We start from the raw sequence: 20,999 nt of genomic DNA on the forward strand, positions 1-20,999 counted from the left end.
GCCGACATCGTGTCACGCGGGCAGGGCCCCCTCGAGGACCAGCAGTGCCTGTTTCGTCTCTGTTCCGCCCGCGTACCCGGTGATCGCGCCGCTGATTCCCAGCACGCGATGGCAGGGCACCACGATGGAGATCGGGTTGGAGCCGACGGCGGCGCCGACGGCCTGCGCGGCGCGGGGACGGCCGAGGTCGTGGGCGATCCGTCCGTAGGTGGTGGTCGACCCGCGAGGGATCTCCCGGAGCCGGTCCCAGACGGCGTGCTGGAACGGTGTCCCGCGCGGGGCCAGCGGCAGGGCGAAGTCCTCGCGCTCGCCGCCCAAGTAGGCGAGCAGCTGCTCCTCGGCGCGGGTGAGCAGCAGGTCATCGGGCGATGCGGGTCTCCCGAGCCGCTCCGGCCTGGGATAGTGGCTCTGCCGCGCGCGCCAGAGCCCGGTGATGCCCTCGCCCTCCGCGGCGATCACGTACTCACCGAGCGCAGTGGCCACGCGGCGGTGGCGCGGTGCGTTCGGCGACGTGGTCGCCGGTGCGCTGCGGGCCGGGCTGCCGGCGACCGGCCCACTGGGTGCTGCGCGGCGGAGAGCCGATGTGTCGGCGGCCGACGGACCGAAGGGGTGCGGCTGAGTCATGGGAGATGTCCTTCCGAGAGGTCGCGGACCGGTGCGTCCCGGTCCGTCCGGGACCGGCCGCGGCCGGCGGGCTGTTCAGGAGCGCGCAGCTGGGCCTGGTGGTGCCAGAGCTGCATCGCGGCGTAGGAGCGCCACGGAGAGGCGGCGGCGAGTGCGGCCTCGAGCGAGGCGTGGTCCTGGGCGATCCCGAGGTCGCGGGCAGCGGCCAGCAGCGCGACGTCTCGTGCCGGCGCAACATCGACGGCCCTGACGGCACGCAGCAGGACGTAGTCGGCGCTCCAGGGACCTATCCCGCGCAGTGCGAGCAGTCGGGTCCGCAGCTCGTCGAGGGGCAGCGAGGCGTCGATCCCGGCGTCCGGGTCGGTGGCGGCGCGGACAGCGGTCTGCAGGGTCTCGCGGCGGGTGCCGGGTCCACGGAACCATTCCTCGGCGTGGGCGGCCGCGATGCCTGGGTCCGCCGGCAACCGGCTGACGCCGTCGACGTGCAGGCTCGCCGGCAGCGGCGTCCCGAGGAGATCCGTGGCCCGGGTGATCTGATCCCGGGCCTGAGCGGTGGTGATCTGCTGGCCGGTGATTGACCACAGCAGGGCCTCCGCGATGCTCGGAAGGCCCGGCAGGCGCACTCCGGGGCGGTGGTCGACCAGGTCCCCCAGTGCGGGAAGTGCAGTGGCCAGCCCGGCGTCGATCCCGGCTGGGTCCGCGTCCAGGTCCAGCAGCCGACGGGCCAGGGAGATCGCCACGGCGTGATCGCGCAGATCGGCCAGATGCACCCTCAGGGGCAGCGGTCCCTCGGCCCCCAGGTCAACCTGCAGCACCGCAGGCCCGTGCTGAAGGCGGAGCGCCCGCGTCCACCGCAGGCCCCTCACCTCCTCCACGCCGGGCACCGCCCGATGCGCGAACCATGCGGCGAGCCCGGCTCCGTCGAAAGGGCGGCGCACAGCCAGCTGGGCGGTGACGATGGCGGCGTCACCGGTCGGGCCGGCCGCGTCACCGGCCCGCCCCCGTGCTGCGCCGCCCTGTCGGCCCCGAGCCTCCGGGCCACCCCGCGCACGTTCGCGGACCACCGAGGGCGCATGGCCGAAGATGCGGGTGAACGTCTCGTGGAACTGCCGTTCACTGCCAAACCCGGCCGCGTGCGCGATCTGCGCCAGCGGCAGAGAGGACCCGACGACGAGCTCATGGGCGCGGCGCGCGCGGCGCAGTCGGGCATGGGCGAGGGCACCGGCCCCGGTGGCGGCCAGCAGTGCCCGGTGCAGCGTCCGCTCGGAGACCGCCAGCCGCCGGGCCAGGCCGGGAACCGTGCCCCCGTCGTCCAGCGCCCCGGCGTCGATCAGCCGCAGCGCCCGCCCGGCGAGCGAACCCGTCGGGTCGTCATCCGGGCTGCCGGGAGGGGCCATCGGACCGCAGCGCTTGCAGGCCCGGTACCCGGCGGCCACCGCAGCAGCGGCCGACGGGACGAACTCCACGCCGGTCCGTCGCGGGGTGCGGGCCGGGCACGAGGGGCGGCAGAAGATGCCCGTGGAGCGCACGCAGGTGAAGAACATCCCGTCGAAGCGGGTGTCCCGGGCGCGGATCGCGGCGTAGCGCTCGTCGTCGGTCATCACGGTCATGTGCCCAGTGAACCGCGCTGCGGCCAGCGGCACCAGCGGGATTCGGTCATGGCGGTGCGCGCGGGGGCCCTCGAGGGGCGAGAATGCCGGTCATGGGACCCGATCCGCTGGTGGCGCGGCTGCGCCGTGCCGGCTGTGTCTTCGCCGAGGACGAGGCGCGGCTCCTGCGCGCCGCCGCCGAGAGCGAGGACGAGCTGGAGAGGATGACAGCTCGCCGCGTAGCGGGGGAGTTCCTCGAGCACGTGATCGGCGCCGTCGAGATCGCGGGGGAGAGGCTCCGCGTCGGGCCAGGGGTGTTCGTCCCCCGCCAGCGCACCGAGCTGCTGATCGAGGAGGCCGCCGCCGCTGCCCACCGGCGCCCACGAGCCGTCGTGCTGGAGCCCTACTGCGGCATCGCCCCGATCGCCGCGATCGTCGGCCGCCGGGTCCCCGGGGTGCGGCTGCACGTGAGCGACCAGGACCAGCAGGCGCTGCGCCACGCCCGGCGCAACCTCCCGCCGGGCTCCGGCGTGCACCACGGCGCCGCTCTGGCGGGCTTCCCGGGCGAGCTCATGGGCACGGCCGACGTGATCGCGGCGGTCCCGCCCTACGTTCCCGCTCCCGCGCTGGCCACGATGCCGCGCGAGGCGCGTGAGCACGAGCCGGTCGCTGCGCTGGTGGCCGGGGACGACGGCCTGACGGAGATCCGTCGCCTGCTCGATCAGGCACCGCACTGGCTCGCCCCGCAAGGCATGCTGCTGATGGAGATGCACCGCGACCAGGCACCCTCGGCGCTGGCCGCGGCGAGAGCGAACGGCGCGCTCGGACACGGGGACACCGTGGTGGCGGAGGACGGGGAGACCGTCGTCGTGCGGATCCCGGCAGGGCGGCCCCGGCCCGTCGTCCCGACGGCGGACCTGGTGGCGCTGCGACGGGCGCGAGACCGCATGGACCGCGATCACGCCCAGGCCCTCGACGTCGACTCACTCGCCCGCTCGGTGCACATGTCCGCCGGGCACTTCAGCCGCCGCTTCCGCGAGGAGTACGGGGAATCGCCGTACTCGTACCTCATGACGCGGCGGATCGAACGGGCCATGACCCTGCTGCGGCAGACGGACCGATCCGTCACGGACATCTGCATGGAGGTGGGCTTCACGTCGCTCGGCACCTTCAGCACGCGGTTCCGAGAGCTCGTGGGCGTCCCGCCCTCCGTCTACCGTGAGCGCGGCGCCGACGTTCTGGACTCCATGCCGCCGTGCATCGCGCGCCGCGTCACCAGACCGGTCAGGAATCGAGAAGCGTCGGCTCCGGAACCCCTCTAACGTCTCAGGCATGACCACGAACGCCGAGACGCCCCCCGCCCTGACCATCCACTCCAGCTTCCTGCCCCACACCGATGCGGAGGCCTCGCTCGCCTTCTACCGTGACGTCCTCGGCTTCGAGGTGCGCCTCGACGTCGGCGGCGGCCAGATGCGGTGGATCACCGTCGGGCCCGCCGGTCAGCGGGACACCGCGATCGTGCTGCACCCCCTGTTCGAGGGCAACGGGGTCACGGCCGAGGAGAACGCGACCCTGCAGGCGATCATCGCCAAGGGCTCCTACTTCGGCGTCAACCTCGCCGCGACAGACCTCGAGGCGACGTTCGCTGCGCTCGAGGCCGCCGGGGCGGACATCGTCCAGGAGCCGATCGACCAGGACTACGGCCTGCGGGACTGCGCTGTGCGCGACCCCGCCGGGAACATGATCCGCATCCAGCAGAGTCCGGCCTGAACCATGCCATCGCCGAGTGCCGAGCGAGAGGACGAGAGATGACCACATCCGAGACCCCGACCGGTGGGGCCTTCACCGAGACCGAGAAGGAGGCGATGCGAGCGCGCGCCGAGGAGGTGCGGGCACAGAAGGCAGCCGGCAAGGGAGCGCGCCGTCGCGCCGCCGACGAGAAGAAGCTGCTCGAGGCGATCGCAGCCATGCCCGAGGCGGACCGGCGCATCGCCCAGCGCGTGCACGAGATCATCTCCACGGTCGCTCCCGAGCTGGATCCCCGCACCCACTACGGGATGCCCGCGTGGGCGCAGGACGGGAAGGTGCTGTGCTTCCTCCAGGTGCCCTCGAAATACGATTCGCGCTACGCGACCCTGGGATTCGAGGACCCCGCCCGGCTCGACGAGGGACCCTTCTGGCCCACGGCCTTCGCGATCACCGCCATCGATGACGAGGTCGCCGGGCGGATCGCGGAGCTGGTGCGCCGCGCCACCGGCTGATCCCGGCCGGGAACCGCGTCGCCGCCGTCAGTCCCAGCGGAATAGCCAGGCGGAGATCCCGACCCCGAGGACGAGGGTCACGGTCAGCGAGAGCACGGAGGTGCCGGCGACCGGTTCACCGGCCCATGCCGCGGAGAGTCCCTCGACCGCGGCCCCGAAGGGCAGGTGGGAGCCGAGCTCGGCGACCGGCTCCGGCAGGGCCTCGGGTCCCCCGAACATGCCTCCGCTGGCGCCCAGGAGCAGGAACGCGACCAGACCGATGGCGACGGCGGAGTTCGGGGTCGGCGCCACCGCCGCGACGATCATCCCGGTGGCGTACAGAGCGGCCGCGGCCAGAGCCAGCACCCCCAGCGCCGGGAGCACGTCCACGGGAGGGTTCGCCCCGAACAGCGCCACCGCGAGGGCTCCCGCCAGGCCGATGCCCAGCGCCGATTGCAGAATGCTGGTGATGACCTGGGCGAGCATCACCATCAGCGGCGAAGCGGGCGTCACCCTCAGCCGACGCAGGACCCCGGTGCGGCGGTAGGTGGCCAGGAAGCTCGGCATGTTCAGCACCCCCACCATCGTCAGCACCATCACGATGATCAGCGGCAGCACGAACAGGTCCAGTGCCGTGCGCCCGCGGACGATCTCCTGCTCGCCCGCCGACCCGGCGCTGGTGAGCAGGATCAGCAGCGGCAGGCCGAGCGGAACCAGCAGGCCAGCCGTGTCGCGCACGACCATCCGGATCTCGCAGCGGACCAGCACCAGCAGGGACCGCAGGCCCGGCGACCGGGCGGGGATCGCAGCGGGGACGTGTGCGTCGGTGGCATTCATTCGGAGACCTCCGGGTCATGGCCGGTGAGCTGGAGAAATGCTTCGTCGAGGGTTGCGGTGCCGCTGCGTGCGAGCAGCTCGGCAGGTGCGGCCGCGGCGATCACCCGCCCGGCCTCGAGCAGGACGAGGCGGTCGCACAGCCGCTCGACCTCCTCCATCGTGTGGGAGACCAGGAGGATGGTCACGCCCTCGGCGCGAAGGGTCTCGATGGTGCGCCACATGCGGCGCCGGGCCGCCGGATCCAGTCCCGTCGTGAGTTCGTCGAGGATCAGGACCCGCGGCCTGCCGGCCAGGGCGAGAGCGATGGAGAGCCGTTGCCGGCGACCCCCGGAGAGCTTCTCGAAGCGGACGTCGCGCTCCGCGGTCAGCTCGACGAGCTCGAGGAGCTCGGCCTGGGACCGCGGGCGCGGGTAGAAGCTGCGGTACAGCTCGATGAGTTCCGAGACCGTCAGGGAGGGGTGCAGCTGCGCCTCCTGCAGCTGCATCCCGAGAACCTGGGTGAGCTGTGCGCGATCGCGGCGGGGGTCGAGCCCGAGGACGCTGATGCGCCCGTGATCCGGGGCGCGGAGCCCGGCGATCATCTCGACGGTGGTGGTCTTCCCCGCTCCGTTGACGCCGAGCATCCCCACCGTCTCGCCCTCGCGCACCTGCAGCGAGACGTCCGCGACGGCGACCGCGCCGCGGTAGCTCTTGGCGACGTGCTCGACCTCGATCACGGCTGGTGCAGGGGTGTTCGTCATATCTCGACGGTAGGCAGCGGCGGTTCGCCGCCGCGCGTGCCGACGGTCACCACCACGACCCATGACCATCGGCACGGGTGCCCGCGGGTGGCGCCGCTCTACGATGAGCGCATGCGACGACTGGGCACCGAGGGCTGGGCGGGGCTGGCGATGCTGGTCATCGCGGTCGCGGTGGCCATGCCGTCGCTGCTCGGGGTGATCGAGCCGCGGATCGCGCGACCGCTGTGGGCGCTGCTGCTGGTGGTGTTCCTCGCCGCCGTGTTCGGCACGGGCGCACTGACCAGGCGCCGCGGGGCGGCGATCGCGTCCCTGTGCTGTGCACTCGTGAGCGCATGGGCACTGATCCTCACGGTGCCCGCGACCGGCGTGCTGCACATCGTCGTCGTGCTGACGACCGCACTCAGCGTGTACGTGGTGCCGCTCCCGGTGACCGTGGCCATCGCCGTGGTCAACACCGCCGCGGTCCTGGGCGCGAGCCTGCTCGCCTCCAGCGGCCGCTCCGAGGCGCTGGTGCTCGCCGGGTTCTACCTGATGATCCAGATCGCCTCGGCCCTCAGCACCGCCGCCCTGCTGCGGGAGAAGCGCCTGCGTACCGAGCTCGCGAGGGCGCACGTCGACGGGCGGGCCGCGAGCGTGATGCTCGCCGAATCCACTCGGACCGCGGAGCGGCTGCGGATCTCGCGCGAGCTGCACGACCTGATCGGCCATCAGCTCACCGTGCTGACGCTGAACCTCGAGGCTGCCCGGCACCTCGACCCGGAGCGGGCCGGGACCCATGTCGAGAAGGCCGACGAGGTGGCCCGGGCACTCCTGCGCGACGTGCGCTCGACCGTCGGCGAGCTGCGCGCGGAGCCGGTCGATCTCGCCGGGGCGCTGCGGGGCATCGTCGAGGGGATCCCCGGGCTCGAGGTCGAGGTCCGGGTGGACCCTGACGTGCCGCTGACCGAGGACCAGGCCCTCGCCTTCCTCCGGCTGGCCCAGGAGGCCGTGACCAATGCGATCCGGCACTCGGATGCGGAACGACTCGTCATCGAGCTCAGCCGTGACGGCGCCGACGCCGTGCTGGAGGCGCGCGACGACGGGGCCGGGGCGGGGGCGCCGCAGCTCGGCAACGGACTGCGAGGCATGCGCGAACGGTTCGAGGCCCTCGGTGGGGCCCTCACCATCGACGGCCGTGGCGGATTCCGCGTCAGCGGACGATTGGAGGCGCCATGAGCCGCGTCGTGCTCGCGGACGACCAGACGCTGGTCCGGGAAGGGATCCGCACCCTGCTGGAGGTGGCCGGGATCGAGGTGGTCGCCGAGGCGGAGAACGGAGTGACGGCGCTGGAGCAGATCGAGAGGCATCTGCCGGATGTGGCGATGCTGGATCTGCGGATGCCGCGACGCGACGGGATCTGGACCCTCGAGCAGCTCCGCGCGCGGGGATGCAGCATCCCGGTACTCGTGCTGACCACCTTCGATGACGACGAGCTCGTGCTGCGGGCTCTGCGCGCCGGCGCCCGCGGCTACCTGCTCAAGGACGTCACCGTCGACCAGCTCGCCCGCGCTGTGGACACGCTCGCCGACGGCGGCACCCTGATCTCGCCGTCCATCACCGAGAGCCTGCTCCGGGCCATTCGCGCGGGCTCGTCGATATCGGGTGACGGGGCGCCGATCCAGCAGCTGACCGGGCGGGAGCTGGACGTGCTGCGGCTGATCGCCGAGGGGTACAGCAACCGCGAGATCGCGGGGCTGCTCCACCTGGCCGAAGGGACCGTCAAGAACCATGCCTCGACGATCCTGGCGAAGATGGGGGCACGCGACAGGACCAACGCCGTGCTGCGAGCCCTGCGCGAAGGAGTGCTGGGATGAGCGAGCGCGCCGAAGCGTGGGCGCGACCGACGGCCTGGAGGGCCCGAGGACGGCGCGAGCCGCGGCCCGATGGACGGTGCCGCGGCTCGCGCGCTGGAGCGGATGACGGGAATCGAACCCGCGTAATCAGTTTGGAAGACTGAGGCTCTACCATTGAGCTACATCCGCGTGGACCACTATTGAACCAGATCACCGGCGCAGGTGGCACACCCTCCAGCGGGTGTGGCGGGATGCATCTCCTCACAGCCCGAGACGGCGAGTCGAGCGCCATGCAGGGCGAGACGGTAATATCCCTCGGGTTGCCCTCCGGGGTGTAGCTCAGCTTGGTAGAGCACCCGCTTTGGGAGCGGGAAGTCGCAGGTTCAAATCCTGTCACCCCGACTCCGCCGACGGGTCGCCATGTGCGAGCTCCGAGGCGCTCGTGAGAACAGACCATAGACATCCATGTACAGGGAGACCTGACCAGTGAAGACCGAGTCCGAGAAGCTCAACCCGACCCGGGTGAAGCTCACCGTCGAGGTGCCCTTCGACGAGCTTAAGCCGGCCGTCGAGGCCGCCACGAAGAAGATCGCCGACCAGGTGCAGATCCCCGGCTTCCGCAAGGGCAAGGTTCCCTCCCGTCTCGTCGAGCAGCGCTTCGGTCGCCCCGCGATCATGCAGGAAGCCGTCAACGACGCGATGCCGGACCTCTACCAGAAGGCTGCCGCCGAGGCCGAGATCAAGCCCGTCGGGCGCCCCGAGGTCGAGGTCAACGAGATCCCCGGCCTGGACGGCTCCGAGGAGGGCAACCTCGTCTTCGTCGTCGAGCAGGACGTGCGTCCCGAGATCGACCTGCCCGACTTCTCCGCCCTCGAGGTGGAGATCGAGGAGCCGACGGTCGACGACGACGCCGTCGAGGTGCGCCTGACCGAGCTGCGCGAGCGCTTCGGCACCCTGGTGGGCGTCGACCGTCCCGCCGAGAACGGTGACTTCGTCTCCCTCGACCTCGTCGCGACCATCGACGACGAGGAGATCGAGACCGTCGAGGGCGTCTCGTACCAGATCGGCGAGGGCAACATGCTCGAGGGCCTGGACGAGGCCCTCACCGGCCTCTCCGCCGAGGAGACCACCACCTTCACCTCGAAGCTCGCCGGCGGCGAGCACGCCGGGGAAGAGGCGCAGATCAAGGTCAACCCGCAGTCCGTGAAGGTGCGCGAGCTGCCCGAGGCCGACGACGAGTTCGCCGAGATGGCCTCCGAGTTCGACACCATCGACGAGCTCAAGGAGGACCTGCGCAAGCAGGCCGCCACCGACGCCGAGGGCAACCGCGTGGCACTGGCCCGCAACGCCCTGCTCGAGAAGCTCCTCGACGAGCTCGAGATCCCGGTGCCCGATCAGCTCGTCCAGGACGAGATCAACACCCACCTCGAGAACGAGGGCAAGGAAGAGGGCGACCCGCACGGCGAGGAGATCCGCGAGGACACCGCCCGCGCCGTTCGCGCCCAGTTCCTGCTGGACGAGATCAACGCGACCCGCGAGGTCAACGTCGACCAGAACGACCTCATGAACTACATGAGCCAGCTCTCCCAGCAGTACGGCGTCGAGCCGAACCAGCTGATGCAGATGCTCGCGCAGTCCGGTCAGCTGGAGCAGATCTTCGCCGAGGTCCAGCGCTCCAAGGCCCTGGACGTCGTCCTGGCCGACATCACCGTCAAGAACACCGACGGCGAGGTGCTCGACCTGGGACTCGACGCCCCGGCCGATGAGGAGTCCGACGAGGACGAGTCCGCTGAGGACGAGCCCGCTGCCGAGGCGAGCGACGACGAGGCCGGCGACGAGAGCGCCGCCGAGGAGTCCGAGGACTCCGCGGCGAAGTGACCGCCGGCTGCGGGCGCTGAGCTCGCAGCCACCATCGAGACGGGCCGTCGTCCCCACCCGGGGGCGGCGGCCCGTTCGCATGCCCGCACTGCGCCGGGCCATCGAGCTCGCCCGGGCCCGACGGGTGCGCTCGCAGGTCCCGAGCACGCCGCGAGTATCGTGGGCCGGAGCACATCAGGCGCCGGCGAGCAGCGGGGAGTGGTCATGGGCAAGGTCACCTGGGGGTTCACCGCGTCGCTCGACGGCTTCATCGCCGGGCCCGGGCACGACATGAGCTGGCTGGAGGACCTGGCGGCTCGCGAGCACGAGGCGCACAGCACAGAGGGCGCGGGACTCGAGGACGGGGTCGTCGAGGCACTGGCCGGTGAGGTGGGAGCGATCATCTCCGGCCGCGCAGGGTACGACGCCGCCCTCGCGCAGCGGGACCAGCGCGGCGAGCTCACCTCCGAGGCCTACGGCGGCGCCTTCAGCGGCACGGAGTTCATCCTGACCCACCGCCCCGAGGAGCTCGCCGAGGATCCCACGGTCGTCCCGCTGGACTGCCACGTCACCGAGGCGGTGCGTCGCGCTCGCGAGGCAGCCGGCGCGAAGGACGTCCAGATCATCAGCGCCGACATCGCCCGGCAGGCCCTCGAGCACGATCTCATCGACGAGATGCAGGTCTTCGTCGCGCCCGTCTTCCTCGGCGACGGCACCCGGATCTTCGAGGTGCCCGGTGGGCGCCGCGTGGACTGGGAGCTGGTGGGTGCGATCCCGGGAGCGGCACGTTCGCTCGGACGCATCTACCGGCCGCGGCGCTGAGCGGCCCCGTGTCGCGACACTGCTGCGTGTCCGGCTATGCCGCGCCGGATACCCGACGGCCTCACGACGTACGAGGGCCCGGCCTCCATGCGGAGACCGGGCCCTCGGTGAGGAGCTGAGCGGATCAGCGGTAGGTGACGAACCCGATCGGGTTGCCCCAGATGCCGCGCTCGACGACCTGCTGCTTGGAGCCGGAGGCGTCGATGATCTGGCCGTCGCCGGCGTAGATCGCGACGTGGCCGGAGTAGGCCACGATGTCGCCCGGCTGTGCCTCGGACTGCGAGATCATGCGGCCGCCATCGGTGATGGCGCCGCTCGTGCGCGGCACGTCGATGCCGGCTGCCTGGTAGGCGTACTGGACCAGGCCGGAGCAGTCGAAGCCCTCGCTGGGGGAGTTGCCGGCCCAGCTGTAGTGGGTGCCGATCACGGAGCGGGCGGCGTCCACGATGGAGCTGCTGCTGGAGCTGGAGGAGCTGGTCGGGACCGAGGCGCCGCCACCGGAGGGCACGCCGGACTCGCCGTTGAGCGAGCCGCGGGTCTCGGGGCCGACGACGCCGTCCACCTGCAGGCCGTTGCTGGACTGGTAGTCCTTCACAGCGGCGTGGGTCTTGGGGCCGAAGATGCCGTCTTCGGCGAGGCTCGCGCCGTGGTCGTTCAGCGCGGACTGGAGGTCCTCCACGTTGCCGCCCTCGGAGCCCCAGCGGAGCTTCTCGGTGGAGTCGAGGACCGCGGTCGGCGCCGCCTCGGCCGGAGCCGCAGGCGCGGACTGCACGGAGGGGGCTGCCGGAGCGGAGGGCGCGCTGGGCGCGGCCTGCGCGGCGCCGCCGCCGGAGAAGGCGGACCCGACCACGACGGTGCCGAGGACGGCGGCTCCGCCGAGTCCACGGGCGGCGTTCTGGGCGTTGAGGACGGGAGAGTGGGCGCGACCGGGGGTGCGGTGCGTGTTGTGCTTCGCCATGATGTGCGGATCGTTCCTTCCGGCTCCGACCTGTTGGGTCGGGATGTCTTACGGGACTATGTGACCACCGGCTTGTGGGCGATCTTGTGGGTGATGCGTCCACCGTAGGAGCGCTCGGGCCAGGAACCGAGGGGCTTGAAACAGCCCGGCAGGGGACTTGGGGGGACCTTTACGTCATCCCGACCATTCGGGACCGGACCCCGCCGCGACTTGACTCTCGCGGGAGTCGTGGACCACAGGCTGCCTGCGTGCCATGACCGTGGGACGAGGCGGTTGCTCGGGAGCGGACGGCGGGGCCCGGGTGCCGCGATCCGGCCTGACCGCTGAGCCTTGGGCGAACAGCGCACCCCGGCGCGGTCGCCAGCGCTTAGAGTCGTCTCATCGCCAATCCCGCCACGAAGGAGACACTGTGACCTCCCAGAGCACCGACAGCCCCCGGCCGAGCATGGCGGCCGGGGACAACCCCATGGGCATGGGCCTCGACGACAACGTCTACCAGCGCCTGCTGCGCGACCGCATCGTGTGGCTCGGCTCCGAGGTGCGCGATGACAACGCCAACGCGATCTGCGCGAAGATCCTGCTGCTGGCGGCCGAGGATCCGGACAAGGACATCTACCTCTACATCAACAGCCCCGGGGGTTCGATCACCGCGGGCATGGCCATCTACGACACGATGCAGTACGTCCAGCCGGACGTGGTGACGATCGGCATGGGCATGGCGGCGTCGATGGGCCAGTTCCTGCTCTCCTCGGGTGCCAAGGGCAAGCGCTACGCGACCGCCCACACGCGCGTGCTCATGCACCAGCCGCTCGGTGGCCTCGGCGGCACCGCCACGGACATCAAGATCCAGGCCGATCTCATCCTGTCCATGAAGCGTCAGCTCGCCGAGCTGATCGCCGAGCAGACCGGCAAGACGGTCGAGCAGATCACCGAGGACTCGGACCGCGACCACTGGTTCACGGCCACCGAGGCTCTCGAGTACGGCTTCATCGACAAGATCGTCACCGGTTCGGGTGACGTCACGGGCGGCGGCGGCACCGACGACTGACCGCCCCTCCGTCACCATCAGACCCGCTTCCAGCAAGGAGAACCCGTGACCTTCGATCCCCGCACCATCGGCTCGCTGCCGACCGCCCAGGCCGGCGGCTACGGCCAGGCCGCTCCCATGCCGACGTCCCGCTACGTGCTGCCGCAGTACGAGGAGCGCACGGCCTACGGCCTCAAGCGCCAGGACCCCTACACCAAGCTGTTCGAGGACCGCATCATCTTCCTCGGCGTCCAGGTCGACGACGCCTCGGCCGATGACGTCATGGCCCAGCTGCTGGTCCTGGAGTCCCAGGACCCCGACCGCGACATCACGCTGTACATCAACAGCCCCGGCGGCTCGTTCACCGCACTGACCGCCATCTACGACACGATGCAGTACATCAAGCCGGACATCACCACGGTGTGCCTCGGCCAGGCGGCCTCGGCCGCCGCGGTGCTGCTGGCCGCAGGGTCCCCGGGCAAGCGCCTGGCGCTGCCCAACGCCCGCATCCTCATCCACCAGCCCGCCATGGGCGGCGAGGGCGGCGGCGGCCAGGCCTCCGACCTGGAGATCCAGGCCAACGAGATCATGCGCATGCGCGTCTGGCTCGAGGAGACGCTGGCCCACCACACGGGCCGCACCACGGAACAGATCAGCACCGACATCGAGCGCGACAAGATCCTCACTGCCGCCGGCGCGCTGGACTACGGCCTGGTCGACCAGGTCCTGGAGTCCCGCAAGGAGCTCCGCCAGCAGGTCTCCTCCTGAGTGCTCGCCGGGGGGGGGGGGGGGGGGGGGGGGGGGGGGGGGGGGGGGGGGGGGGGGGGGGGGGGGGGGGGGGGGGGGGGGGGGCGGGGGGGGGGGGGGGGGGGGGGGGGGGGCGGTCATCGCCCGGCCGCGGCGTCGCACCGGCGGCGACGGGTCCGTCGGCCGCTTCCCGCCTCCCGGTGCGCCGGGGCACGGGGAGCAGTCGCCGGGCCCGCTTCCGCACCCGGCACCCCGAGGACTAGCCTCCCGTATCGCGGGGGACCGACGCGGTACCGTGGTCGGGTGCGCGAGATCCCGGGTCGGGATCCCGCGCACCGCGATGACCGCATGGACGACGGCCTGACGAAAGGACACGGAGATGGCGCGCACGAGCGATGGGGCCGACGTGTTCAAATGCTCCTTCTGCGGCAAGTCGCAGAAACAGGTCGAACGGCTGATCTCCGGGCCGGGCGTGTACATCTGCGAAGAGTGCATCGAGCTGTGCAACGAGATCATCGCCGAGGAGATCCAGGCCGCGCAGCCCGCCGCCGAGGAGCAGGCACCGCTGCCCACCCCGCAGGAGATCTTCGGCTTCCTCGAGGAGTACGTCGTCGGCCAGATCCCGGCCAAGCGTGCCCTCGCCGTCGCCGTCTACAACCACTACAAGCGCGTGCGCGCGCAGGAGAACGGGGAGACCGCGCCCGCGGCGAAGTCCGCCGCCGCCGCGCTGGCCGAGGAGGCCGGCGGGGAGAAGGACGAGATCGAGGTCGCCAAGTCCAACGTGATGCTCGTCGGCCCCACCGGCTGCGGCAAGACCTACCTCGCCCAGACGCTCGCGCGACTGCTGGACGTCCCGTTCGCGATGGCCGACGCCACGGCGCTGACGGAGGCCGGGTACGTCGGCGAGGATGTCGAGAACATCCTGCTCAAGCTCCTCCAGGCCGCCGACTACGACGTCAAGAAGGCCGAGCGCGGCATTATCTACATCGACGAGGTCGACAAGATCGGCCGTAAGTCGGAGAACCCGTCGATCACCCGGGACGTCTCCGGCGAGGGCGTGCAGCAGGCCCTGCTGAAGATCATCGAGGGAACGGTCGCGGCCGTTCCGCCTCAGGGTGGGCGCAAGCACCCCCATCAGGAATTCATCCAGATCGACACCACGAACGTCCTGTTCATCGTGGCGGGCGCCTTCGCAGGCATCGAGGACATCATCACCTCCCGCATCGGCCGGCGCGGCATCGGCTTCGGGGCCGAGCTGCACACCGCGCTCGAGCAGGAGGCCGTCTACTCCGAGCTGGTGCCCGAGGACCTGCTGAAGTTCGGCCTGATCCCCGAGTTCATCGGCCGCCTGCCGGTGATCACCTCCGTCTCCAATCTCGACCGCGAGGCGCTGATCCAGATCCTCACCGAGCCCCGCAATGCCCTGGTGCGGCAGTTCCAGAAGATGTTCGAGCTCGACGGCGTCGAACTCGACTTCGAGCGCAGCGCCCTGGAGGCCATCGCCGACCGAGCCATCGAGCGCGGCACCGGCGCGCGCGGATTGCGGGCGATCCTCGAGGAGTCCCTGCAGTCGGTCATGTTCGAGGTCCCCTCGCGCCACGACGTCGTGAAGGTGGTCATCACCGAAGGCGTCGTCACCGAGGGCCGCGCCCCGCTGATGGTCACCGGCAAGGACAGCGACCGGGCGGTCGAGGACTCGCGGCAGGATCGCTCGGCCTGATGTCCGACTCCTCATCCGCCGCGGCAGCCGACGACGCCGACCGTGCGAAGGAGCTGCTGCGCCAGGAGCGCCGCAGCATCGACAACATCGACGCCGCCCTCGTGCACCTGCTCGCGGAGCGCTTCGCCCACACCCAGCGGGTGGGTGTTCTCAAGGCCACCCACGGCCTCCCTCCCGCCGACCCCTCCCGCGAGCGCGAGCAGATCCAGCGCCTGCGTTCCCTCGCCGACACGGCCGGCCTCGACCCGGTGTTCGCCGAGGCGTTCCTTCGCTTCATCGTCACCGAGGTGATCCGCCATCACGAGCGCCTGCGCGACGAGGGCTCCGAGACGGCCTGACCGCCCGGCAGGTCGATGGCGGGATCCGGGGCCGCGCTGGTAACGTCGCTCACATGGCTCGCCCCCAGTTCCTCGAGTGGCCGGTGATCCGGCAGCTGCGCGGCAAGGATCCGATGGGCCGGGGATCTGCGGTCACCTCGCAGGCCACCCGGGACAAGGCTCCACGCACCGCAGAGGCGGACACCGTCGTCCAGAGCGTCTGCCCGTACTGCGCCGTTGGCTGCGGCCAGAAGATCTACGCCAAGGACAACAAGGTCATCCAGATCGAGGGTGACCCGGATTCCCCGATCTCCCGCGGCCGCCTGTGCCCCAAGGGCGCCGCCAGCGAGCAGCTGGCCAACTCCCCGCGCCGTGTCACGACGGTCCGTTACCGCCGGCCCTACGCCAGCGACTGGGAGGACCTCGACCTCGACACCGCGCTGGACATGATCGCGGACCGCTTCCTGGAGGCGCGACGCCACCACTGGGAGGACGAGGACGAGCAGGGGCGGCCGCTGCGCCGTGCGATGGGCATCGCCTCCCTCGGCGGGGCGACCATCGACAACGAGGAGAACTACCTCGCCAAGAAGCTCTTCACGGCGGCCGGCGCCATCCAGATGGAGAACCAGGCGCGCATTTGACACTCTGCCACGGTCCCCGGTCTGGGGACCTCGTTCGGGCGTGGCGGCGCCACGCAGTACCTGCAGGACATGGCCAACGCCGACTGCATCGTCATCCAGGGCTCCAACATGGCCGAAGCCCATCCCGTCGGTTATCAGTGGGTCATGGAGGCGCGGGCGAAGGGCGCCAGGGTCATCCACGTCGACCCGCGCTTCTCCCGCACCAGCGCCAATGCGGACAAGCACATCCCGTTGCGCGCCGGGACGGACATCGTGCTGCTGGGCGCGGTCATCAACTACGTCCTGACCCATGACCTCTGGTTCGAGGACTACGTCCGGGCGTTCACCAATGCCTCGTCCCTGATCGACGAGGACTACGTCGACGCCGAGGACGCCGACGGGCTGTTCTCCGGCTTCGACCCGGACCAGGGCTCGTACGACATGGCCTCCTGGCAGTACGACGACTCCTCGGCCGACGGGGACAACGACTCGCAGCTGTACGCCTCCCACGAGCGTTCCGGGCGCTCCAGCGGCGAGACCGCAGAGGACGGCGAGGCGCAGGGGGAGTCGCACGGCTCCGGCGGGCCGCCCCTACAGCGCGGCGCCCCGGCGCGCGACGAGACGCTGCAGGATCCCCGCACCGTCTTCCAGATCCTCAGGCGCCACTACGCCCGCTACACCCCGGAGCTGGTCGAGGAGACCTGCGGCATCTCCCGGGAGGACTTCGAGTACCTCGCCCGTTCCATGGCGGAGAACTCGGGACCGGAGCGCACCACCTGCTTCGCCTACGCGGTGGGCTGGACCCAGCACATCGGCGGGGCCCAGTTCATCCGCGCCGCCGGGGTGCTGCAGCTGCTGCTGGGCAACATGGGTCGTCCCGGCGGCGGGATCATGGCGCTGCGCGGCCACGCCACGATCCAGGGCTCCACAGACATCCCGACCCTGTTCAACCTGCTGCCCGGATACCTGCCGATGCCCAAGGTCGGCTCGCACAGCAGCTTTCGCGAGTACGTCGACTCCATCGGCAGCAAGAGCCAGAAGGGATTCTGGGCGAACTCCGAGGCCTATGCGGTCAACCTGCTCAAGGCGTGGTGGGGAGACGCCGCGACCGCGGAGAACGACTGGGCGTTCGACTACCTGCCCCGCCTCAGCGGCCCCCACGGGACGTACCAGACCACGATGCGGATGCTCGAGGACGGGCTCGACGGATTCTTCCTGCTGGGCCAGAACCCCGCTGTGGGCTCCGCCAACGGGCGCATGCAGCGGCTGGGGATGTCCCACCTGAAATGGCTGGTGGTGCGCGACTTCAACATGATCGAGTCCGCGACCTGGTGGAAGGAGGGGCCGGAGATCGAGTCCGGGGAGCTGCGGAGCGAGGACATCGGCACCGAGGTGTTCTTCCTGCCCGCCGCGAACCACACCGAGAAATCGGGCTCCTTCACCCAGACCCAGCGCCTCGTGCAGTGGCGGGACCAGGCCGTGACGCCTCCCGGCGACTGCATGAGCGAGCTGCAGTTCATGTACGAGCTGGGCACACGGATCCGGGATCGGCTGGCAGGCTCCGAGGATCCGCGGGATCGTCCGCTGCTGGACCTGACCTGGGACTACCCGCTGACGGAGCACGGGGAGCCCGACCCCGAGTCGGTGCTCAAGGAGATCAACGGCTACTACGTCGGCGGGGAGAGGGACGGCGAGGCCCTGTCCTCCTACACGGAGATGACTGCTGACGGCACCACCGCCGGCGGCTGCTGGATCTACACCGGCGTCTACGCCGAGGGCATCAACCAGGCGGCGCGCCGCAGGCCCGGCAGCGAACAGGACATCACTGCCGCGGAGTGGGCCTGGGCGTGGCCGGCGAACCGCCGGATCCTCTACAACCGTGCCTCGGCCGATCTCGACGGGAAGCCGTGGAGCGAGCGCAAGAAGTACATCTGGTGGGACGAGGACCAGCAGCGCTGGACCGGCAAGGACGTCCCGGATTTCCCGGTGGAGAAGTCCCCGCACGACGTCGGGGACGCCGATCTGGGAGGCGCCGAGGCGCTCGCCGGCAATGACGCGTTCATCATGCAGGCCGACGGCCGCGGCTGGCTGTTCGCCCCCTCGGGCATGGTCGACGGGCCGTTGCCCACCCACTACGAGGCGGTCGAGTCCATCATCGCCAATCCGCTGTACCGCCAGCAGGCCAACCCCACCCGGGTGGCGTTCTCGGACCCCGACAACCTCAACGGGCCCGGCATCACCGGCACCGCGGGGGAGGTGTACCCCTACGTGTTCACCACGTACCGGCTGACCGAGCACCACACCGCCGGTGGTATGAGCCGCTTCCTGCCCTACCTCTCCGAGCTGCAGCCCGAGCTGTTCTGCGAGGTCTCCCCGGAGCTGGCCGAGGAGGTGGGCCTGGAGCCGTACGGCTGGGCCACGCTGATCTCCCCGCGCTCGGCGATCGAGGCGAAGGTGGTCGTCACCCGGCGGATGACGCCGCTGCAGATCGCCGGGCGCACCGTGCACCAGATCGGCATGCCGTACCACTGGGCGCAGGGCTCCTCGGCGATCGTCGAGGGTGACAGCGTCAACGATCTGATCGGCATCAACCTCGATGCCAATACCCAGATCCAGAACTCCAAGGTGATCGCCTGCACGGTGCGTCCCGGGCGGCGCCCCCGCGGAGCGGCGCTGCGCGACCTGGTCACCGAGCATCAGCACCGCGCCGGCATCGACATCCACACCGGCGTGGAGAGGATCATCGCCCCCGAGCGTCACCGGGGCGAGGCCCCGGACCCCACCGGCACCACGCGAGAGGAGCAGTGATGGGATCGCTGACGGAATCGGCAGGAGACCCGGCGGCGGATACGGGCTGGGAGCACACCCATCCCCGCAAGGGCTTCTTCACCGACACCTCCATCTGCATCGGGTGCAAGGCCTGCGAGGTCGCCTGCAAGGAGTGGAACAACAACCCGGCCGACGGCGAGTTCGAGCTGCTGGGATCCTCGTTCGACAACACCGGGCAGCTGGGGGCGAACACCTGGCGTCACGTGGCCTTCGTCGAACAGGACTCCGAGCGGATCGACGAGGCCAGGGAATCCGGCCGCAAGCTGGTCAGCCTGGGAATGCCGACCGTCGGTCCCCGCAAAAACGCGCCTGCACCGGGCGTCGGCACCACTGCGACCGACACCACGATGCCGGACACCCCGGAGTTCCGCTGGTTGATGTCCTCGGACGTCTGCAAGCACTGCACCAACGCGGGCTGCCTGGACGTGTGTCCCACGGGGGCGCTGTACCGCACCGAGTTCGGCAGCGTCGTCGTCCAGTCGGATGTCTGCAACGGCTGCGGGACCTGCGTGGGCGGGTGCCCCTTCGGGGTGATCGAGCGCCGCGACGACGGCACCGTGGCCCCGAGGTCCTCCTCGAAGGAGATCGAGCAGGACGTCCCCCACCGCGGCACCGCGAACAAGTGCACGCTCTGCCACGACCGCCTCGTCGACGGGCAGACGCCCGCCTGTGCGCAGACCTGCCCGACCGAGTCGATCAAGTTCGGTGACCGCGAGGATCTGGTCGAGGCCGCCGAGGAGCGCGTCCAGCAGCTCCACGGGCAGGGCATGACGGAGGCGCGCCTGTACGGCGCCAATTCCCAGGACGGCGTCGGCGGCATCGGCTCGGTCTTCCTCCTGCTCGACGAACCCGAGGTGTACGGGCTGCCCCCCGATCCGCAGGTGCCCACGAAGGAGCTGCCGCAGATGTACCGCACGGCCGGGGCGGCCGCGCTCGGGATGATCGCCGCCACCGCCCTCGCTTTCCTGGGAGCGCGCCGGTGACCGACTCCGCTGACTCCGGCCGCGCCGTCACCTCCGAGTTCGACGACTACCGGCCGCCCGAGCCCGCCCGACGCGGCCGCCGGCGCCGGGACGGGCCGCCGCGCGAACCTGACCAGATAGATCGGGCGAACCCCGCGAACCAGTCGAACTCCGGGGGCGGGGCGGGGTCGAACGAGCCGCCGAGCAGCACGACGGACGGCGAGTTCGACTCGTACTACGGCCGCCCCGTCGTCAAGGCGCCGCCGTGGGAGTGGCCGATCGGGCTGTACTTCTTCGTCGGCGGCCTCGCGGGCGGCTCCGCCCTGCTGGGTGCCGGCGCCGCCGTGACGGGTCGGCCCCGACTGCGGCGCAACTCGCGCTTGACCGCCCTCGGCGCGGTCAGCATCGGTCTGCCTGCTCTGGTGTACGACCTGGGCCGCCCGGAACGATTCCTGTACATGCTGCGCGTGTTCAAGCCCAGCTCCCCGATGAGCATGGGCACCTGGCTGCTGACAGCCTTCGGCACTGCCGCCGGCTTCGCCGCGGCGGGCGAGCTGGATCGGATGTCGGGGGAGCGGCTGCCGCTGGGACGGCTGCGGCCGCTGCTGCGGGTCGCCGAGTGCGCCGGCGGGACGACGTCCGCGGTGCTCGGCGGTCCTCTGGCCGCCTACACGGCGACCCTGCTGGGCGACACGGCGGTTCCCACCTGGGCCGCCTCCCGGAAGTCGCTGGCCTACGTGTTCGTCTCCTCGGCTTCCCTCGCCGCGGGCGGCACCGCCCTGGTCACCACGCCTGTCCGGGAGACCGGGCCGGCGCGCGCCCTGGCGGTGGCCGGGGTGGTCGGGGACCTGGTCGCGACGCGCCGGATGCGGGGGCAGATGCATCCTCTCGAGGCCGAGCCGCTGGAGAGCGGGAGCGCCGGGTGGAAGCTGAAGCTCTCCGAGGGCCTGGCGATCGCCGGCGGTCTCGGTGCCCTGCTGGCCGGTCGCAGCCGGCCGATCGCGGCGGCGAGCGGCCTGGCCCTGGCTGCCGCCTCGGCCCTGACCCGATTCGGTGTGCTGGAGGCCGGGCTGGAGTCGGTCAAGGATCCCCGGCGCACGATCGAGCCCCAGCGCGAACGCCTCGAACGGCGTCGCGCGGAAGGCGTGGTCGACGACTCGATCACCACAGGTCCGCGGCGGACCGGCGGGCAGCAGGACGGGCCGACATCCTCAGGGCAACCAGCGCAGCCGGAGTAGCCCCAGCACGCGGCTCGGCCGGGCGAGTGCGAGTCCCGGC

Annotated in this window: 19 protein-coding genes and 2 tRNA genes; 15 read left to right on the forward strand and 6 right to left on the reverse strand. The window is 71.2% G+C overall.

Annotated elements, in window-relative coordinates:
- Positions 1-12: 12 nt before the first annotated feature.
- On the reverse strand, positions 13-624 hold the full coding sequence (locus AC5020_RS09200) for a methylated-DNA--[protein]-cysteine S-methyltransferase (RefSeq protein WP_464988063.1): 612 nt from the start codon (positions 622-624) through the stop codon (positions 13-15).
- Positions 621-2,234 carry a DNA-3-methyladenine glycosylase 2 gene (locus AC5020_RS09205; RefSeq protein WP_464988064.1) on the reverse strand — a complete coding sequence of 538 codons (1,614 nt, stop codon included), beginning with the start codon at positions 2,232-2,234 and terminating at the stop codon, positions 621-623. Before AC5020_RS09205 ends, AC5020_RS09200 begins: the two co-directional genes overlap by 4 nt.
- A gap of 854 nt (positions 2,235-3,088) precedes the next feature.
- Here AC5020_RS09205 and AC5020_RS09210 point away from each other — a divergent pair.
- From AC5020_RS09210 to AC5020_RS09220, 3 genes are read left to right on the forward strand one after another with little or no spacing between them, the layout of a single operon-like run.
- Positions 3,089-3,535 (forward strand): helix-turn-helix transcriptional regulator, encoded by a 447-nt coding sequence (locus AC5020_RS09210; RefSeq protein WP_377794213.1) that lies wholly within the window; start codon positions 3,089-3,091, stop codon positions 3,533-3,535.
- A gap of 10 nt (positions 3,536-3,545) precedes the next feature.
- A complete protein-coding gene (locus tag AC5020_RS09215; RefSeq protein WP_464988066.1) occupies positions 3,546-3,983 on the forward strand; it encodes a VOC family protein in 438 nt (145 codons plus the stop codon).
- Positions 3,984-4,021: 38 nt separating this feature from the next.
- The gene (locus AC5020_RS09220) at positions 4,022-4,474 is read left to right on the forward strand and encodes an iron chaperone (protein WP_464988067.1); all 453 of its coding nucleotides are present in this window, start codon (positions 4,022-4,024) and stop codon (positions 4,472-4,474) included.
- 27 nt (positions 4,475-4,501) lie between these two features.
- Here the strand turns inward: AC5020_RS09220 and AC5020_RS09225 are convergent, their stop codons facing one another.
- On the reverse strand, positions 4,502-5,290 hold the full coding sequence (locus AC5020_RS09225) for an ABC transporter permease (protein WP_464988068.1): 789 nt from the start codon (positions 5,288-5,290) through the stop codon (positions 4,502-4,504).
- Positions 5,287-6,030, reverse strand: coding sequence for an ABC transporter ATP-binding protein (locus AC5020_RS09230; RefSeq protein WP_377020297.1), 744 nt, complete (start codon positions 6,028-6,030; stop codon positions 5,287-5,289). Before AC5020_RS09230 ends, AC5020_RS09225 begins: the two co-directional genes overlap by 4 nt.
- A 111-nt stretch (positions 6,031-6,141) precedes the next feature.
- Between AC5020_RS09230 and AC5020_RS09235 the strand changes: the two genes are divergently transcribed.
- Both AC5020_RS09235 and AC5020_RS09240 read left to right on the forward strand, forming a co-directional pair.
- A complete protein-coding gene (locus tag AC5020_RS09235) occupies positions 6,142-7,245 on the forward strand; it encodes a sensor histidine kinase (RefSeq protein ID WP_464988069.1) in 1,104 nt (367 codons plus the stop codon).
- Positions 7,242-7,883 carry a response regulator gene (locus tag AC5020_RS09240; protein ID WP_377020299.1) on the forward strand — a complete coding sequence of 214 codons (642 nt, stop codon included), beginning with the start codon at positions 7,242-7,244 and terminating at the stop codon, positions 7,881-7,883. The genes AC5020_RS09235 and AC5020_RS09240 overlap by 4 nt, the downstream gene beginning before the upstream one ends.
- Positions 7,884-7,977: 94 nt before the next feature.
- Here the strand turns inward: AC5020_RS09240 and AC5020_RS09245 are convergent.
- Positions 7,978-8,051: transfer RNA gene (locus AC5020_RS09245), tRNA-Gly, on the reverse strand.
- Between the two features lie 139 nt (positions 8,052-8,190).
- Between AC5020_RS09245 and AC5020_RS09250 the strand changes: the two genes are divergently transcribed.
- The 3 genes from AC5020_RS09250 to AC5020_RS09260 all read left to right on the forward strand — a co-directional run bounded on the left by AC5020_RS09250 (position 8,191) and on the right by AC5020_RS09260 (position 10,541).
- A tRNA-Pro gene (locus AC5020_RS09250) sits at positions 8,191-8,264 on the forward strand.
- A gap of 84 nt (positions 8,265-8,348) precedes the next feature.
- On the forward strand, positions 8,349-9,740 hold the full coding sequence (gene tig, locus AC5020_RS09255) for a trigger factor (protein WP_464988070.1): 1,392 nt from the start codon (positions 8,349-8,351) through the stop codon (positions 9,738-9,740).
- A gap of 204 nt (positions 9,741-9,944) precedes the next feature.
- Positions 9,945-10,541: a dihydrofolate reductase family protein gene (locus tag AC5020_RS09260; protein ID WP_464988071.1), complete on the forward strand. Its 597-nt coding sequence runs from the start codon at positions 9,945-9,947 to the stop codon at positions 10,539-10,541.
- Between the two features lie 124 nt (positions 10,542-10,665).
- Here AC5020_RS09260 and AC5020_RS09265 read toward each other — a convergent pair whose 3' ends face one another.
- On the reverse strand, positions 10,666-11,499 hold the full coding sequence (locus tag AC5020_RS09265) for a C40 family peptidase (protein WP_464988072.1): 834 nt from the start codon (positions 11,497-11,499) through the stop codon (positions 10,666-10,668).
- Between the two features lie 445 nt (positions 11,500-11,944).
- Here AC5020_RS09265 and AC5020_RS09270 point away from each other — a divergent pair, with 445 nt between their 5' ends.
- The 7 genes from AC5020_RS09270 (at position 11,945) to nrfD (ending at position 20,959) form a co-directional block, all read left to right on the forward strand.
- On the forward strand, positions 11,945-12,547 hold the full coding sequence (locus AC5020_RS09270; RefSeq protein ID WP_377020417.1) for an ATP-dependent Clp protease proteolytic subunit: 603 nt from the start codon (positions 11,945-11,947) through the stop codon (positions 12,545-12,547).
- 117 nt (positions 12,548-12,664) lie between these two features.
- Positions 12,665-13,294: an ATP-dependent Clp protease proteolytic subunit gene (locus tag AC5020_RS09275; RefSeq protein WP_377020418.1), complete on the forward strand. Its 630-nt coding sequence runs from the start codon at positions 12,665-12,667 to the stop codon at positions 13,292-13,294.
- 358 nt (positions 13,295-13,652) lie between these two features.
- Positions 13,653-14,993, forward strand: coding sequence for an ATP-dependent Clp protease ATP-binding subunit ClpX (gene clpX, locus AC5020_RS09280; RefSeq protein ID WP_377020303.1), 1,341 nt, complete (start codon positions 13,653-13,655; stop codon positions 14,991-14,993).
- On the forward strand, positions 14,993-15,331 hold the full coding sequence (locus tag AC5020_RS09285) for a chorismate mutase (RefSeq protein ID WP_377020304.1): 339 nt from the start codon (positions 14,993-14,995) through the stop codon (positions 15,329-15,331). The genes clpX and AC5020_RS09285 overlap by 1 nt, the downstream gene beginning before the upstream one ends.
- A 53-nt stretch (positions 15,332-15,384) precedes the next feature.
- Complete coding sequence (fdh, locus tag AC5020_RS09290; protein ID WP_494564413.1) at positions 15,385-18,738, forward strand: formate dehydrogenase; 3,354 nt, start codon at positions 15,385-15,387, stop codon at positions 18,736-18,738.
- Positions 18,738-19,742: a 4Fe-4S dicluster domain-containing protein gene (locus AC5020_RS09295; protein ID WP_377020306.1), complete on the forward strand. Its 1,005-nt coding sequence runs from the start codon at positions 18,738-18,740 to the stop codon at positions 19,740-19,742. Before fdh ends, AC5020_RS09295 begins: the two co-directional genes overlap by 1 nt.
- On the forward strand, positions 19,739-20,959 hold the full coding sequence (gene nrfD / locus AC5020_RS09300) for an NrfD/PsrC family molybdoenzyme membrane anchor subunit (RefSeq protein WP_464988074.1): 1,221 nt from the start codon (positions 19,739-19,741) through the stop codon (positions 20,957-20,959). Before AC5020_RS09295 ends, nrfD begins: the two co-directional genes overlap by 4 nt.
- The last annotated feature ends 40 nt before the right edge of the window (positions 20,960-20,999 follow it).

The organism is Brachybacterium sp. SYSU DS0246, from assembly GCF_059391765.1.